The organism is Microcoleus sp. Pol7_A1, assembly GCF_036701085.1.
Classification (GTDB): Bacteria; Cyanobacteriota; Cyanobacteriia; order Cyanobacteriales; family Microcoleaceae; genus Microcoleus; species Microcoleus asticus.
In genome coordinates this window covers 212565-228067 of the sequence record NZ_JAUBQD010000002.1, presented here as the reverse complement: position 1 = coordinate 228067, position 15503 = coordinate 212565, and the positions used below count along the sequence as shown (strand labels likewise).

Below are 15503 nucleotides of genomic sequence, written 5' to 3'. Positions count from 1 at the left end.
ACAATAGGAAAATTCATCTATGCCTAACTTATAATTGTATCGTAGTTGCCATATAATACCTAATATAATATAAAAATACCGCAGATTACGACGGATGTATGTCAAACTCTTCTTACTTTCATCAGAATCTCCTTTTCTAGATCGAGTTCGGCGTACCATCCGGCTCAAACACATGAGTCGTCGCGATGTTTCACCCTAGAGCAAACTCTGTATACTGCCGCACGTAAGGCGCATGATATGCCAGCACAATGTCTTGCTTCGGCACTCCCTTTGCTACTAACCAATCGGCAATTGCGTCTTCGGTTCCATCATAGCGTTTTTCCCGATGCTGTGGGAGTCACAATACTTAAATCGCAGCCTTGACGCAGGCAATCTAAGGCATTAATTTGATGCGAATACAGTTCCTCAATTCCCAATCCCCGAAGAGCATTTTGTAAGGCCCAGGGCAAGTCTCTTGGAATGGCGTACAACGAGCCAGATGCGGGAGGGGTAATGCGAACAGCGCTAAGATTTGAAGCTAACTCAAGCGCGATCGCTCTAAATTTGGGTTGAGGAATAGCGGCAATTTCTGCTGCACTTACCTGAGAAAAGCTAGTAGGCTGTACTTGATGTGTCCCGTTTTCTTCAGCTTCGGATGAGGATTCAGGTGTTGTAGGTAAGTCCCCAGGGGCGATTTCACTTTTTTCAACAGCTTGCTGCCAATTTTTGTATAGAACGGGAATCGAGTGGCCGGGATACTTTACTATAAGTGTGTTACCCACCCAAGAAATAACCTCGCCTTGTCCGTACTTGGGAGAACAGAGCTGCTGTCCGGGGTCTAACCACTCAGGATGCTTTCGTTCGCTGTTGGGAGTCACAGCGCGGATAAGAGCAGCATAGTCAGTGGGATCGGGATTTGTCATTGTTTTGGGGATACTCCAATTGCTTCATCATAAGCTTCTTCTCCCAGACTGTTAGCATTCTCTCCCCAAGAACACAGCGTCATTGACTTTTGGATTTGTGCTTACTCTCAGGAATCGGCACGGGGCAATTGAGTCGATCCGAATCCGCCGCCATTCGTTTAATAAGCTCAAAAGCGGCCGTGCAATCTCCTAATGCTCGATGTCCGCCGTGGAGAGGAACATACTGATAATCTTTATGATAGTAGCTCCAATCACCTCCCCACTGTGCCGCCCATTCCATGAGGCACTCGGAACGTTTTTTGAGCTTTAAAATTGGCAAGTTGTGAAGGTGGCAGCAGTAATTCAAGATTTTAATATCGAATTCGGCATTGTATATCAAAATCCGTTTATCTTTAAGGACTTCAACAATGCAGGGATAGACTTCGGGGAAACTCGGAGCATCGGCTACTATTTCATCAGTTATCCCGTGTATTTCTGTTGCTTCTGCGGGGATGGGAATTGAGGGTTTTACCAAAGTATCGAGCAAGATTTCACCGAGACGATCTATAACAGCTATCTCTACAATCTGAGCATCGTACAATCCTGTCGTTTCAGTATCCAAAATTACCCAATTATTTTTCTCTAATTGTTCTCTTGCCCGTTGCACCGCGTATACCCTATCTCTTTCAATAAAGCCGACTTCTCGATACCACTCTTGATAATCCCGCTTGATTTTAGCTTTGAGGCGGTTGGCTGCTAAAGTTTCCAATTGTTTGGGAGTGGGTTTTCTTTTGGGACGGCAACATTCGGGATTAGTGGAATCGTAGAGGAGCACGTCGTATTTCCGCGTTTCGATAACGCCTGAAGGTTTCAGAGGCGATAGTCCTAATTCACCCAATTGCTTTTTAGTTTTCAGGTGCGGTGGCGGTTCGTTAGATTCTCCCCACCAAGTGTATTTTGTTAGTTCCATATTTGATAGCCAAATATCAAAACAGCACATTCCAAATATAACTCGATTTGTAGCCTTTAAAACCCACACACCAGCTCATAAAGCAAGTGAAATCAAAAGAAAAAACCCCCAGATTGGGGGATGAGTCGCCCGCTGCAAAACTAAACGACAATCTAATTATTTTATCAAAGAAGCGTCACGACCTGCGAATTGAAACAAGCAATCCCGTTTCACCATGACGCTTCATTTGGGTCTATTTTATGAAAATTGCTTGTAATATCCTGCCGTACCCAGGTTTGCATTTATTACCTGTTACCTTCACAATTTCATATTTTTAACTATCTCAAAAGATTGTTTGAGATATTTCAATATTTGCAGCATTCACCCAATTCGGAGCTAATCTCCACTCAGCAAGTCAAACGAAATCAAAACTTCCCGGACGCAATCTCCCAGCATCCACAAAAAACCAAATTCGCCCAGCAAGGGGTATCGCTGGGCTGTTTCGCGAACGGCAGATAGCTACTCTAGATGCTGGTCAATTAGGGCAATGAGTTGAGCGATCGCCTTCTGTTCTTCTAAGAGCAATTCCTTAAGCTGGCGCATCTGCTCTTGGTTCGGCGGACGGTGTACCAAATCATCAACGAAGTCAAGCAAAGGAGACTTTCTAAAAGGTCTGTCCAAGGCAGCTTCATCTCGCAAACGCTGGGTTCGCTCCAGCTTTGACCGTTGCAATCGGTTTTTCTCCTGACGGCGTGCGATAAGTCCATCAAGTCTTTGACATTCGTTTCCAGTCTTCTTCATCTCCATATATCTCTTTCACTTGTTGTTTCAACTCGGTTATCTGCTCGGTAAGACTTGCCACCTGGTCTTCAATAACGTCTGTTTTATCCTCCTGGATTTCCAGAGAAATTTCCACAGATTCGACATATTCTGTTAACTTTTGTATTGGATCGGGCTGGGGCGTGTCGCCGTTAGGGGTGTCACCGTTAAGCCCGTTGCCGTTGGTCATACTCATTCCTCACTGGTGTCATGGAAAAAACTAGCGATCGCTTTTGATACAGATGAAACTATCGCCAGCGTCGCCGAAGAAGTTGTTACTAAGTTGTTACCAAGTTCTATGCCAATTAGTTAGTTGGATTCAATGGGATTCGCTTAGTAACAATGCTCATAAATTCACCCTCAGTTGGAGCCGGCATAAGCAAACTCCACTCGCTGATATGAGCGAACTGTAGCTTGTAAAGCCAGCGAATCGTGTATGTTACCCCGTAGCTCGATCCAAAAACCATTACCCTTACACGTTCACAGCCATCAGATTGAGCTGGTAAACTGTTCAGACCAGGAATAATCGACGGTAAAGTATCGTCTGGACTAGGCACAAAATCCAGATTTTGTGAATAAACTACTTGCGGCCTGAAACTTGGTGTCCTTGCCAGCCTAATATCAAAGTTTGTTCTCATCATTTGAGCCTCCTACTCGTTCTAGGGGATTAGTCGCGTGGAAGATGTTCTAGATATTCTGCGTGGCGTGATTAGTTCTAGGTTGGACAAGTGGCGCATCAAAAAAAACTCAACCCACTAACGTGACTAAAAGAGAAATTTTAGATGGCATCTATCAACTCAAGAATTAATCGTCCCTCCCGTCGCCTGGAGATGGTGCAGCTTCCGATGAAGCCAACAGGGAACCGGAGAACAAGCGAATTAGGCGCAGCGCTTCGGGTTCAGAGAGCCAAACATCCAAGTGTTCCAAGGAATCGGAAAACAAATTCGATAGTTCGCATTCAAAGAGCGCTTGAAGCACCGTCGATGAATAGTGTTGGGCGTAGGTTATCGCTTCAATCAGGGCAAGCTTTTGGATGCGGTTGCAAGCGGTCAGCAGCGATTGCCAACAAGTGTGGAGTTGGCGGCGGGAGAATTGGTCGGCTATTGCTTCTACTAAGGCGATCGCTTCCGATTCACTTGGCAAGAAATCGAAATCTTGGGGCCATTTATCGCCAAAACATTCAACAGTACCGCACTCTTTAATGGAGCGGGTGAGCGTGTCCCTTTGGCGCAGCGAATAAACGGTCGCTTCCATCAAAACCCAAAGAGCGGGTTCTGCCATCGCGTCCACGGATGCCAACAGCGAAGGGTACAAAGAAGCACTCGTCACTCCTGGCGTTGCAGCAGCAGCGGACACCTTAACTGTTAGCGGTATTGGTATTTGTGTCATGATTGAAAAACCTCATTAATGTGAGTGCCAAACCCCGCCCCATTCGATTTCCAGTCATAGGGGGCGGGGTTTGGTTTTGGGTTTTTGACGCTAACAAAGCTTAGTGAAGCAACCACATCGGAAGTACAGATAACTGTTTTATGCTTCTGCTTGGTTTGCAGTCGTTCGTGGGTGTATGATAACTCATATGGGATGTTTAATGCAAACATCCCGTATGCACTTATTGACCCATTAAGCAAAAAACGAGCTTTAACGGGTAGTCTGGGATATATAAAGTAATTGCATTAGATATCCCAGTGACCGAGCGAAAAACTACAGAACCAGTACCCACCTTGAAAGTCACATTTCCTTCAAGAACGCTTCGAGAGCGGTTCAAGGCTATTTGTGCGTTGAACGGAAAAAATATGAATGAAGTGCTTATCGATTTGGTCAAACAGTACATAGAACAGAATCAGCGGAACGATCGCCCTGAAAGTGAAAGCGACCGGAAATCATAGGGCCGATCGCATACCTAAATGTCTACCAACTGAAAATGTTATGAGCCAAACCCAAACCATACCCCAAACAATCACGTTTGATGAGTTCGCAGCCTGGTATCCAGAGAACTCTATTCGCCGCTACGAACTGCACCACGGAGCAATTGTTGAAATGCCTTTAGGAACTGGCCGCCATTCCCGCGTTACAGGGTTTACCTGGGACGAAATCAGCGCAGAAATCAGGCGGCTGAAATTGCCTTGCTTTATCCCCGGTGACTGCCTGCTCAAACCCGTCCGCAACGAGGCGGGCTATCAGCCAGACGTAGTTGTCCTAGATGAAGTGGCTCTCGCCAACGAACCGCGCTGGGATAGGGAATCCATCATCACGATGGGGTCTTCGGTACGGCTGGCTGTAGAGGTCGTCAGCACGAACTGGCGGGACGATTACCATCTCAAATTCGCCGACTACGAAGAAATGGGCATCCCCGAATACTGGATTGCGGACTACCTCGGTTTGGGCGGCCGCAAGTTCATCGGCACTCCCAAACAACCCACGCTCTCGGTTTGCCAGTTGGTTGACGGCGAGTATCAGGTAAAACAGTTTCGGGGAGATGACCGAGTTGAGTCGCTGGCTTTCCCGGAATTGAACTTGACTGCCGAGTTGATTTTTCGAGCCGGTCTGCCCTTAACCGAGCCGAGCTAGAAGGACTGGGGGGCGATCTGGCAAATAGGTTCGATTACAGTCGATGGTTTTATGGTGCCAGACGGCTCGTATCGGACGCAGCCCAACCCAAGTCGCCGAAGCAGCGGGCTCTCAAACGGCGCAACGTGTCCGATTTTTAACGCTCAAACGCCGGCGAAAGCTTGCTGGGTGAAGGTTACACGAGTACGATTTTTGAGCGCGAAGAAATCGAAATCGAGTCTGAACTCGGTAGTCGGGGGCAAAGTCGGTTTCTGTCCGTCCCTCCAGAAATTGCCAGCGCTTACTGGCTGTGGCAAGCTCACCGGGGGAACAAAGCTGCTTTAACTATGAGCATGGGACTGATTACCGAATCTCTCGAACGGCGGTTTGACGAAGCTTTCGGCGTTACCCGCACCGAGACTGAACGAAACGAATTGCTCAGCCAGCGAGTCCAGCAGCTAGAACGCGATATCAGAGAAGCGTTTTGGGTTGACGATGAAGCCAGAATCGAACGCGACTACTACGAGCTACTGCTTCGAGAAAACGGCATTGACCCTTGGAGAATTCCGGGGGCTGAGGAGGAACCGAGTTAATTGCGATCCCCAAAATTGGAACTTTTCGATTCGGAAATTCCTTGGTAGCCAGCAGTCCAAGAAACCCATCTTTCCTGTTCAATTAAAGAGCAATCGACGAATGGAAGATAATAAGATTTCTCAATTCATTCAAGCGCTTAAATTCTTCGATCTAGAGTTAGAAGAAATGACCGGGAAGCCTGGTTATGAAGATAGAAACGGCAAAGTGATTGCGGTAAGGAAAAAAGGCGATACATCGCGGATACTGTGCGCTTATTCAACCTATGACGAACTGTTAGACTGGGCAAAAAAACAATTCCGCAACCCCAATTAACGCTTTGGTTGAGGATAATTTTACAGTCGTTTATCACCATTGGAAAGCCGCCGCACTTCCTGCCCTGTTAGATCGCTCCCAACAACCTTGGTATATACCGCTGCTTGGCGTACATCAGCTCTGATTTTGCTTGCGATAATCCCAAGGACGCTGACCGCCACCCTGAAGCCGCCACACTCCCAGCTTTTGCGATCGCCCCATCTCCTCTGCGGTATCGAATACATCAGCATTGTGGCAGTTGCCGCTGTACTGTTTGTAATGGTAAGCCATACCCGCTTTGAGCATTTCCTCCTGCACCGATTGTTCGCCGTTGGGTGTATCAAAGAGGACTTCAGCCACAGTGCGGTTGTACTTGTCCCGATCCATTTCCACAACGATGACTTTGTTGGAGGCTTTGGCGATTAGCGATCGCAAATAATCTCGCGATTCGATACCCAGCGGTTGTTTCGCTTCCGGCGCATCGATGCCACACAGTCGGAGCTTTTGTTCGCGATTGTCACACTTAACCCGAAAAGTATCGCCATCGTACACCGAACCATCTATAACGGAGCAGCGGAGGGATGCCGTTTCGCTGGGGCGCTTGGCTAGTTTGGGTTTGTCGTTGTCGGGTTGGTGGAAGTGAAACCAAATCAAACCTGCGATGGCTAACAGGGGTAAGGCGTTGACAATTTACCTAGATTTACCTAGGGCGTCGGTACAGTATAGCAATCCTAAATGATTATCAAGACTATGATACAATTATATGCAATACTCGATCGTGAATAAAAGATGAATAACTTAAAACTGCCCCTCAAAGATATGGAAAAGGAAATAACTCAATTAGAATCTTTCATTAAAAGTGATATCGATGCTGTGAGAACTTAAACGAGCAATAGCTGTAAGGATGGCTGTCGAAGGCAAGTTCTACCATGAGATTAGCAAAATTCTCGGTGTAAGTGAATTTTTTGTTGGTCATTGGAAAAAACAATTTCAAACCAAAGGCATCGAAGGAATCAAGCTAGGGCATAAAGGGTCAAAAGGGTATTTAACAGCTCTACAAAAGACTGAAGTAATTGAGTGGCTAAAGAATAAAGAATATTGAAATTTAGATGAGCTGGTTACTTATGTAGAGCGAGAGTTTGGTGTGATCTATAAATCAAAACAGAGTTACTATGAACTTTTCGATCGGGCGAAAATTAGTTGGAAAAAAACTCAAAAAATCAATCCTAAATTTGATGAAGAACTGGTAAAAAAAAAGACGGAAGAAATTAACAATATTTTATTCAAAAACAAGGCTGGCATAGAATCCGGGCAAATAATAGTATTATTTATAGATGAATGTCATCTACTTCATGGCGATCTGACTGGTTATGTTTGGGGTCAATCAAAAATCAGAATTGAAGTCCCAATTACCAATGAAAAAGATAGACAAACTTATTTTGGCGCACTCAATTATCAAAGCAAAGAATTCCATGTTCAGAGCCATCCATCTGGGGATGGAAAATCAACAGTTAAATTTATAAAATACTTACAAGATAAATATAAAAATCGCAAGATTATCTTGATTTGGGATGGAGCCAGTTATCATAAATATGGCGAATTTAGAGATTTTTTATTAGAAGTAAATGGTGACAAAGAGCCTGATGAGTGGTCAATTACTTGTATTTTATTTGCTCCAAATGCTCCCCAACAAAATCCCGTTGAAGATATTTGGTTACAGGCTAAAAACTTTTTAAGAAAGTATTGGTATTTATGTAGGTCTTTTAAGATTGTAAAATTTTTGTTTGAATTTTTTACTAACGAACATAAATTTGATTTCCCCAAAATACATAAATATAATTGCACGGAAAAAATTAATTAGGATTGCTCTAGGTCTAGAAAATCATTTAGGATTGCTATATTAGAAGTTGACAACAAAAGAGATGTATGCAATTACCCGACCAATGAATTCGACTCTATGCCCGGTTGAATTGGCAAAACCTTAGATATTCGAGCAATGACATGGAGGTTATGGACAACAGCGACTCGACGTAAATCGAAGAGATTTTTCCTTTGTCCAAGATACCGGGCACGGTCCCCCTGCCAATGACCAATATGGGCTAAAGAGTGTTCAACTGTAGTACGCTTTCTCAAGTCGAGACGACCAGTGGTAGTGGATTGACGTGCTCGCAACTCTTGCATTAAAGCTTCATCAGGATGAATTGATACACTACGTCCTCTTTTACTGTTTGTGCAGTCGGACCTCAGAGGACAAATTGCACATTCACTCGCAGGAAAATGAACAACTTTTCCCGGTTCAAATGGGATGCTTACTTGATTGGGACAACTCATTAAATGGGTATCCCAATCCAGAAAAAAGGAATTTTTATCAAACCGGCCAGAATTTCTGACCGGCCACGCCTTGCAAAATATCTTTAATTGCTCATCCCGCTGTATGACCCAATGACTAGATAAATAAGCCCGGTCAATATGTAACTCAGTTAGGTGAATATTTTGGAGTCTTAAGTCACGTTCTAGGTCAATTGTAGCAGCAGATTCGGGAGTATTTGCCCGAGTCAATGCCACCGCGCAAACTACACCGCTATCTAAATCTTTAAGGACGTGGCGTTTATACCCATCTATTTTTTTAGACCGGCTTTTCCGTCCATGCCGCATATCTGGGTCTTCAATAGAAATGCGACGGTCTTTTGCTACCCCTTTGCTTAGAGTAGGGACTCCTTGAGAGTCTAACGTCACATTTTGGGATTCAATGACTCGGGCAACATTGAGGGTCTCTTGGGCGAGGTCAAACCCATGACAATGAGACTGACCTTGCATCCATTCTTCTACAGAATCTAAGCTGTTTAGAATGATTGAGAGTGCATTTTGACGGTCGATTGGATTATCCCAGTTCAAATCTAATGCCGTTTTTAAGCTAGAACTATTGAGGATTGGCGCACCGGCTTCCGAGGCAATTTCTGCTGACTCCCGCCCCTGTCCAGCAGCTATCACACTCACTGCTTTCCGCAAAGCATGACCCAATAGATTATATGTATCTTCGACTTTCCCGGCTCCCCATAAAGGGGAGGAATCTAAGGCCGCTTTGAGTTGAGATGAGCCAAACCCACCTTTTTGTTTGGCAATCTCTACGGTGCGGTCAATTAAACGTTGATCCAGTTCTTTTTTAATTAAGCCCTTTCTGAATCTAACCAAAGTGGCTTTGCTGAAAGGGGGACTTTCACACTTGAGACAATCGAGAACTAACTGCCAACGTTGATCCATCAGCATTTCTTCAATTACTTCATCATCAGAAATGCCTAAGTAGGCTTGCAGAATAATTGCCAAGGCAATTTGTGCAGGAGGAACTGGGCTGTGACCCACGGTGCTATCTTTAAAGATTGTAGCGAGTTCCTCTTGGAACTCATCATTAAATATCAATGAACGGTTTAGTCGAAGAAACGTGAAGAGCTTGGCTCGTTTAATGCGTTTGATAATCAACTCTTCCTGGTCTAAAAGTTCAATTGGAGGATGCCATAAGGGAGGACGCATAGGTTTTTTCTTTTTTCCTGATGGTGAGAATTTAACAGGCTCCTCAATTCACATACCATATCTACCCGGTTTTGTCAATATCTAATACTGTACCGATGCCCTAGATTTTAGTTGCTAAATTCTCAGCAAGTTGACTACCCAAGTTAATTGGCGTTGGTGATTTCGATCGAAAAATCGCAACATGATGGAGAAGACTCCGCCAGCGACGTTCCAGAAGTAAAAGAAACTCTTTAAAAAGCTTGCAAATCCTGCGCGAAGCTATTAATATACTAAGATACAACCACATTGAGAGGTCGAATCAATGGCTACCATAACGTACTGCAAAGGCCTGCCCACGCCAGCAGATGAACTCAACGAACTTGGATTTACAGATTTCGAGATGTTTCTAGAAGCTTACTCCCCAATTTTCTTTCTCTGCAAGTATTGAAACAGTCAACCACTTACTCTTGAATACAGACTTCAAGAAATCCGACTGGAACACGCACCTACAGCAAACCTACGGCATCAATAAGCGCCACGCAAATGGCGTAATCAGCGCTGCCAAAGGTCGTGTAGACGGTGCTAAAGAGCATATAATTTTACACGTAAAAACTCTTGAAGGAAAGATTAAATCCATTGGCGCGTGGATTAAAAAAGCTGAGCGTAAGCTGGTATTGGCTCGTAAGTTTTATGCTAAGAAAAAATGGCAGAATTCAAAGACGGGCTGCAATTTCCCCATAGCCTGTTCAGTTCAACACAAATCTACTAATTGGCAGAACTTACGCTTTCAAATACACAACAAAAAGCGCAGACTGACTTTGTTGACGAACAAGCTCGAACACTTAAGACTCAAACCTGTCAAAGTCTTCGTCCCTCACGGTGATATTTTCGTCGTCGGCTCCAAAGACGAATCTTTTGGCAATCAAGTCTCTCAGTGGAATGGAAAAAAAATAACTTTCAGAGTCCCCAAATGCTTAGAGTCGCGATTCGGGAAAACTGTATCCTCCGAGGTTGGTGATTTTAATCGGAATATAAACAGACTGCCAAAATGCGGGGCGTATACCTGGCATTTCTACCGCAAGAACGGAAAATGGGTTATTGCCGTGCAGTTTACCCCAAATCCTGTGAATCAAGTTTCTAGAAATAGGATGTACGGTTGTATCGGTATCGATATGAATCCCGGTTCTATTGGGTGGGCTTATACTGATTCTGAAGGGAACCTCAAAGCCAAAGGGCAGATTCCATTGCAGATGGGCTTACCAAATGGCAAACAACAGGCTCAGATCGTTAATGCTTGCCTGCAACTAGCAGCAAAGGCTGCGGAATTTGAATGTCCCGTAGTTTGTGAAGAACTTGATTTCTCAACAAAAAAGGAATCTTTAGGGGAGAAAGGTAGAAAGTATGCCCGGATGTTGTCGAGTTGGGCATACAGCGAATTTTACAAGCAACTGAGTTCTATTTTGTCAAATCGCGGAATTGAGTTAATTACAGTCAACCCGGCTTATTCAAGTATTATAGGCTTGGTAAAATATCTGAGAATGTATGGCGAGTGCCAGTGACGAATCGGCTGCGCTGGTGATTGCTCGCCGAGCTATGAAATTAAGTGAAAGAATGCCTCGCTCCTTAACCGCCTATTCTAAGGTGAACCCGGAAAAGCACGTTTGGAGCGAGTGGAATCAACTGAATAGAAAGATCAAACGTTCCGCTGTAATATTACGTCGTTGTAATTATTATAGTGTTTCTAACTGGAGTTTCTTGGTCAACCTCGATATTGAGGAAGCGTAAGCGCTAAGGAAGAACGTTTAAAGCTTATACCGTAGAGCTTACCCAGGTTTACCTAGGTTTTCACAAGCGGTAAGGCGTTGAGGAACTTCTGCATTTATTGATTCCCAAACGCTTTTTCTATTGCAGAATATGCCAATTGTCGGTCAATCCACTTCTGGCAATCTTTATTAGACAACAGGGGAGGTACTTAGCAAGACTTCAAAAAAAATTAAGCCGAAATAAAGCACAAACTCGTTCGGATTTGATATTAAACCACAAAAAGTTAAGGGATCAAGCGCGAGAAGATATCCCCTAACGGGAGAAGTTGAAAACAATTAGCTTCTCAAAGGTTATGGACTCTAACACGACTTTAATTGGCTTCTCAAATACTTGCTCTAAACCTGACAACGCTCCCCCCAGTGAAGTCAAAGAAGTGGTAGCGGTAATTTTTCCTTTTCTCACTCCGCCTCCTTTCGCTCAACTTCCCTTTAAAGTAGGCGATATCGTCAAATCTGGCAACCATTACGGCACGATAACAGCCCTCCATCAAACCGATAGACCTGTAATAATTACTTGGGATGCTAGTAACAACGAAGATAGTTTGTCCTGGAATTATACCTTAGATGAAATTCGGGTGCTTAAAATATCCCTTGTGCCTCTGTTTATTCCTCAAAAAACTACTGGAGAACTTCCCGCTTGCACAACAATTGTACTAGCTAATTCGCAACAACTACAATTCAGTAACACCACTACTTTCCAAGTAGAATCGCTCACTGAACATCACATTCTCATATTTACTCTTGACCACTATTATCTCTTTCCCATCAACTTGTTCCCTGGCTACCCGACAAGTTGTGCCATAGATGTTTTTACACCCGAACAATTAGAAGCCAGTCGCTTTTTGTCTTTCAATGACCTAAAAATTAGGGCTAAGACCCATTTATTTTTTGAAGTCCCCGACAATTTATTAGAAATTGTCCTACCAATTCAAAAGCAGCAAATCAAAGAGAAATTGACTAAACAATTGAGTACAGAAAGTTATCACATTCTCGACTTTGATATTGCTTGGGAAGAAGCCTGGCAATATTGCCTTAAACATTTAGCTAAGAAACATGGATGGAGTGGTTTTCGAGAGGGCGATTGCCTCGAACAACGCCGAAATCAAGTGGAACAAAGGGGAATAGTTATTAGTTTGAATATTCAGGCACTACGCCCATTTCAAATTCAATGGGACAGTGGAGAAATTCAAAGCTACAGCTTGACTGAACTCAAAAGTTTAGGCATTACTCATATCCCAACTCTTATTAAATTATCGCCCAATGTTGCTTACCAAGTTAGCGAAGACGGCTCTTACTTTAAAGCTTGGCTTGGTTTCCGTACTAAAGCGTTAGCTAAGGCTTGGCTAATAGTTATTAAAAAGCTAGTTGGTCGCCTTAGCTACCTAATTGATTGCCAAATTCCAGAACTTCAACATACAGGTTCTAAATACGAGTATGTTGTAGAAACTCCCCGACATAAAACTTTAAAGAAGCGCTTAGAAGCTCTGCGGGAAGTGGCTGAACTTGATTTAGAAAAGATGCCAAAATGATGGGAATTGGGAAGAAAATTGGCTATTCTGTAACCAATGTAAATGCGATTAAAAACTCTGTTACCAATCCGGAAGATAAATCGCCTAGCGGCGAAAAATGTTGACTTTCTCTACTTATAAATACCCACTAATAGAGCAATCCTTTAGTGGGTTTTAATTCACTCTTCAGCTACAATTTCAAAGAAATAACCATGAACAAAATAGTAATAATTTCTGGCAGTCTTTCCATCCAGGAATTGCCATCAGAGGCTCATACATCTCTCAATCGCATCATTGAACTAGGGTTTGAAGTCAGAGTCGGTGATGCGCCTGGAGTTGATAGCTTAGTTCAGCAATACTTGCGGTCTAAGAACTACGAGAAAGTTTTGGTTTACTATGCCTTGTTTAGTGGCAATGGCAAACCCAGAAATACTTCTGGTTATCCAGTTGTTGGTATTCCTGGACACTATAGCGATCGCGATATCGAAATGTGTTCGCATTGTGACTACGGATTAGCCATTTGGGATGGACATAGCATTGGCACAGCAGTGAATATCAAACGAGTTAAGAAAACCAAAGTTATTATTGTTTAACAACTAACAACAGCAGCAAAACTAGCTCTGAATTATCATAAAATTCAGAGCTGATTTTTGATTAAACAATACTTATGATAACTTTTTTTGTCAATGACATAATCAGAGTTTTAGGTAAGTTCGCCTAACGAAAAATCAACCATTACAGCCATTCTTTTCTGAATTTCGGAACTATTGTTATAAGTCAGTTTTGATTTGAATGTTCCTCCATACTCCCCCTCAAGCTAGCGCTTATTAGGATGCGAACGAATTAGCATTACTGTACACTAATGATTCAAACTTTACTAGAACGACCGCAGGAATTTAAACAAATTCCCTTTACTCTCAAGCCGCAGCAGCAGCAAGCACTCAACAATTTGAGAACATTTGCAAGCAGCACTTCCGCATTCTTCTTGCTTTGCGGTTATGCAGGCACGGGAAAAAGCACACTTATTTTCCTTATAATCAAAGAACTCTTAGCTCAAAGCAAGCGCATTGCCCTCACAGCACCCACTAACAAAGCCGTCGGTATCCTCAGAAAAATGGCAGCATCTCAAGGCATTTTCGGAGTAGATTTTATGACGATACACCAGCTTTTAGGCTTAGGCATGGTTCGCAAAGAACAAGAGAAAGTCTTAGAACAGACAAGCTGTTGTTACCTCCACCTCTATGATATCATTTTCCTCGATGAATGTTCGATGGTTGGAACTCAATTGTGGTCTTGGATTGAGCGCAGATTTGAACATACTCTCTTCAATCAGCGGAAATTAATTCTCATGGGCGACCCAGCGCAACTTAATCCTGTTGGAGAAAAGCGCTCGCCTGCTTTCAATATTGCCAATAAAGCTGTATTAACTCAAGTGGTTAGACAAGCTGGAGAAAGCCCCGTCCTTGATTTTATTACGGAATGTCGCTCATTTGTCAAGAGTAAAACAGATGTCTTTTTGCCACATCCGAATTACAACTCATTAGACAAATCTAACGGTGCATTCAAAGTTAAACCAGAAGCACTCATCCAATATGCTATCAAAACCATCAAGCGAGAATTTGCCTCAAATCCTGATTGTTTCCGGATTTTGTGCTGGACAAACAAGCGAGTCAACTATTACAATCAGGCTGTTCGAGAACAACTTTATAGTCGAACAACTGCCCGATTTATATCTGGAGAAAGGTTAATTACTAAGAAACCAGTTCTGGCTCCTGATGGTAAGACTGTGATTTTAGCCACATCAACTGAATTTACCATACAGCAAGTTGAAATAAGTCAGCACTACGGCTACCGAGTATGGCTGTTGAAGATTATGACTGATGATGGTCTATTTCGGCAAATCTTTGTGCTGCATGAATCGGAAAGTAAGCGCTACCAAGCTGAATTGAAAGAGAAACTCAAAAGTGCCAAACGTAATGGATTTCTCTGGCGGAAGTATTACTGGTTTAAAGATGATGTATTTGCCGAAGTTGACAATTGCTTTGCCCTGACTATTCACAATTCTCAAGGTAGCACTTTTGATGAAGTTGGTTTGGACAGCAATGACATTTTGACTCGACTTTTGGTAGGCAAAGAAATGAGCAGCCAAGAGAAACTTAAAGAGTACCACCGTCTTTTATATGTTGGAACAAGCAGATGTCGCCAACGAATACTATTTGTCCCTCCTAATTCATTCAGAGTGCAACGAGTATTAGCTCAATTTTAGGGGAAGGGGAAGGGGAAGGAAAGATAAATTTTCGCTTTTTTGAGTTGAACTTTCTTCTCTCAGGACTTACGCACACGATGCCAGAAATCGGGTTTCTTCGTAGATATCTAGTTGAGAAAGCAACAATTTTTCAGAGAAAGCCGGTTTATGAGCGTAAGTTCTGTTATCTCACTTATCAAAATCTAAATAATCAGTTTGCTTCAACTTGAACATAACGCGAGTTTACTGAACTTGTTCTACCCTTTCCCCTCCCCTTCTCTTAACCTTCCCCTTCCCCTTCCCCTTCCCCTTCCCCCTCCTCACTGCTATCGCAGCGAC

17 protein-coding genes and 1 pseudogene are annotated in these 15503 nt (G+C 43.3%); 10 read left to right on the top strand and 8 right to left on the bottom strand.

Translation table 11 applies throughout. The features are described 5' to 3' along the window. Positions 1-190: 190 nt before the first annotated feature. The 6 genes from QUA20_RS02565 to QUA20_RS02540 form a co-directional block, all read right to left on the bottom strand. Positions 191-265 carry an element excision factor XisI family protein gene (locus QUA20_RS02565; protein WP_333185245.1) on the bottom strand — a complete coding sequence of 25 codons (75 nt, stop codon included), beginning with the start codon at positions 263-265 and terminating at the stop codon, positions 191-193. Between the two features lie 43 nt (positions 266-308). After that, positions 309-902, bottom strand: a complete 594-nt coding sequence (locus QUA20_RS02560; RefSeq protein ID WP_333185126.1) for a hypothetical protein — start codon at positions 900-902, stop codon at positions 309-311. A 79-nt stretch (positions 903-981) separates the two neighbouring features. Continuing rightward, positions 982-1851: a 3'-5' exonuclease gene (locus QUA20_RS02555; protein WP_333185125.1), complete on the bottom strand. Its 870-nt coding sequence runs from the start codon at positions 1849-1851 to the stop codon at positions 982-984. Positions 1852-2349: 498 nt separating this feature from the next. Continuing rightward, positions 2350-2562, bottom strand: coding sequence for a hypothetical protein (locus QUA20_RS02550; protein WP_333185123.1), 213 nt, complete (start codon positions 2560-2562; stop codon positions 2350-2352). A gap of 34 nt (positions 2563-2596) precedes the next feature. Continuing rightward, on the bottom strand, positions 2597-2839 hold the full coding sequence (locus QUA20_RS02545) for a hypothetical protein (protein WP_333054111.1): 243 nt from the start codon (positions 2837-2839) through the stop codon (positions 2597-2599). A gap of 614 nt (positions 2840-3453) precedes the next feature. Continuing rightward, positions 3454-4038, bottom strand: coding sequence for a hypothetical protein (locus tag QUA20_RS02540; RefSeq protein WP_333185121.1), 585 nt, complete (start codon positions 4036-4038; stop codon positions 3454-3456). Positions 4039-4575: 537 nt separating this feature from the next. On the opposite strand from QUA20_RS02540, the gene QUA20_RS02535 reads away from it, so the two are divergent. The 3 genes from QUA20_RS02535 (at position 4576) to QUA20_RS02525 (ending at position 6102) form a co-directional block, all read left to right on the top strand. After that, on the top strand, positions 4576-5217 hold the full coding sequence (locus tag QUA20_RS02535) for a Uma2 family endonuclease (RefSeq protein WP_333185119.1): 642 nt from the start codon (positions 4576-4578) through the stop codon (positions 5215-5217). A 161-nt stretch (positions 5218-5378) separates the two neighbouring features. Then, on the top strand, positions 5379-5789 hold the full coding sequence (locus tag QUA20_RS02530) for a hypothetical protein (RefSeq protein ID WP_333185117.1): 411 nt from the start codon (positions 5379-5381) through the stop codon (positions 5787-5789). 100 nt (positions 5790-5889) lie between these two features. Next, the gene (locus QUA20_RS02525; protein WP_333054108.1) at positions 5890-6102 is read left to right on the top strand and encodes a hypothetical protein; all 213 of its coding nucleotides are present in this window, start codon (positions 5890-5892) and stop codon (positions 6100-6102) included. A gap of 114 nt (positions 6103-6216) precedes the next feature. On the opposite strand, the gene QUA20_RS02520 is transcribed toward QUA20_RS02525, so the two are convergent. After that, entirely contained in the window at positions 6217-6735 is a 519-nt protein-coding gene (locus QUA20_RS02520) for a thermonuclease family protein (RefSeq protein ID WP_333054106.1), read from the bottom strand. 135 nt (positions 6736-6870) lie between these two features. On the opposite strand from QUA20_RS02520, the pseudogene QUA20_RS02515 reads away from it, so the two are divergent. Then, positions 6871-7942, top strand: a pseudogene (locus QUA20_RS02515) (IS630 family transposase). A 71-nt stretch (positions 7943-8013) separates the two neighbouring features. Here QUA20_RS02515 and QUA20_RS02510 read toward each other — a convergent pair. Continuing rightward, the gene (locus QUA20_RS02510; protein ID WP_333185115.1) at positions 8014-9609 is read right to left on the bottom strand and encodes an IS1182 family transposase; all 1596 of its coding nucleotides are present in this window, start codon (positions 9607-9609) and stop codon (positions 8014-8016) included. A 301-nt stretch (positions 9610-9910) separates the two neighbouring features. Between QUA20_RS02510 and QUA20_RS02505 the strand changes: the two genes are divergently transcribed. The 6 genes from QUA20_RS02505 to QUA20_RS02480 all read left to right on the top strand — a co-directional run bounded on the left by QUA20_RS02505 (position 9911) and on the right by QUA20_RS02480 (position 15185). Then, the gene (locus QUA20_RS02505) at positions 9911-10036 is read left to right on the top strand and encodes a hypothetical protein (RefSeq protein ID WP_333185113.1); all 126 of its coding nucleotides are present in this window, start codon (positions 9911-9913) and stop codon (positions 10034-10036) included. A gap of 19 nt (positions 10037-10055) precedes the next feature. Beyond that, positions 10056-11147: an IS200/IS605 family accessory protein TnpB-related protein gene (locus QUA20_RS02500; RefSeq protein WP_333185111.1), complete on the top strand. Its 1092-nt coding sequence runs from the start codon at positions 10056-10058 to the stop codon at positions 11145-11147. Next, positions 11131-11373 carry a hypothetical protein gene (locus tag QUA20_RS02495; protein WP_333185109.1) on the top strand — a complete coding sequence of 81 codons (243 nt, stop codon included), beginning with the start codon at positions 11131-11133 and terminating at the stop codon, positions 11371-11373. The genes QUA20_RS02500 and QUA20_RS02495 overlap by 17 nt, the downstream gene beginning before the upstream one ends. 331 nt (positions 11374-11704) lie before the next feature. Then, entirely contained in the window at positions 11705-12940 is a 1236-nt protein-coding gene (locus QUA20_RS02490) for a hypothetical protein (protein ID WP_333185107.1), read from the top strand. 191 nt (positions 12941-13131) lie between these two features. Continuing rightward, entirely contained in the window at positions 13132-13512 is a 381-nt protein-coding gene (locus QUA20_RS02485) for a hypothetical protein (protein ID WP_333185105.1), read from the top strand. Between the two features lie 269 nt (positions 13513-13781). Beyond that, entirely contained in the window at positions 13782-15185 is a 1404-nt protein-coding gene (locus QUA20_RS02480) for an AAA family ATPase (RefSeq protein ID WP_333185103.1), read from the top strand. Positions 15186-15503 lie beyond the last annotated feature (318 nt).

What these genes read in the sequence shown, in the direction of transcription:
- QUA20_RS02560 (WP_333185126.1), bottom strand. Translation starts at nt 902, where the DNA reads ATGACAAATCCCGATCCCACTGACTATGCTGCTCTTATCCGCGCTGTG.
- QUA20_RS02555 (WP_333185125.1), bottom strand. Translation starts at nt 1,851, where the DNA reads ATGGAACTAACAAAATACACTTGGTGGGGAGAATCTAACGAACCGCCA.
- QUA20_RS02545 (WP_333054111.1), bottom strand. Translation starts at nt 2,839, where the DNA reads ATGACCAACGGCAACGGGCTTAACGGTGACACCCCTAACGGCGACACG.
- QUA20_RS02540 (WP_333185121.1), bottom strand. Translation starts at nt 4,038, where the DNA reads ATGACACAAATACCAATACCGCTAACAGTTAAGGTGTCCGCTGCTGCT.
- QUA20_RS02535 (WP_333185119.1), top strand. Translation starts at nt 4,576, where the DNA reads ATGAGCCAAACCCAAACCATACCCCAAACAATCACGTTTGATGAGTTC.
- QUA20_RS02525 (WP_333054108.1), top strand. Translation starts at nt 5,890, where the DNA reads ATGGAAGATAATAAGATTTCTCAATTCATTCAAGCGCTTAAATTCTTC.
- QUA20_RS02510 (WP_333185115.1), bottom strand. Translation starts at nt 9,609, where the DNA reads ATGCGTCCTCCCTTATGGCATCCTCCAATTGAACTTTTAGACCAGGAA.
- QUA20_RS02505 (WP_333185113.1), top strand. Translation starts at nt 9,911, where the DNA reads ATGGCTACCATAACGTACTGCAAAGGCCTGCCCACGCCAGCAGATGAA.
- QUA20_RS02495 (WP_333185109.1), top strand. Translation starts at nt 11,131, where the DNA reads ATGGCGAGTGCCAGTGACGAATCGGCTGCGCTGGTGATTGCTCGCCGA.
- QUA20_RS02490 (WP_333185107.1), top strand. Translation starts at nt 11,705, where the DNA reads ATGGACTCTAACACGACTTTAATTGGCTTCTCAAATACTTGCTCTAAA.
- QUA20_RS02485 (WP_333185105.1), top strand. Translation starts at nt 13,132, where the DNA reads ATGAACAAAATAGTAATAATTTCTGGCAGTCTTTCCATCCAGGAATTG.
- QUA20_RS02480 (WP_333185103.1), top strand. Translation starts at nt 13,782, where the DNA reads ATGATTCAAACTTTACTAGAACGACCGCAGGAATTTAAACAAATTCCC.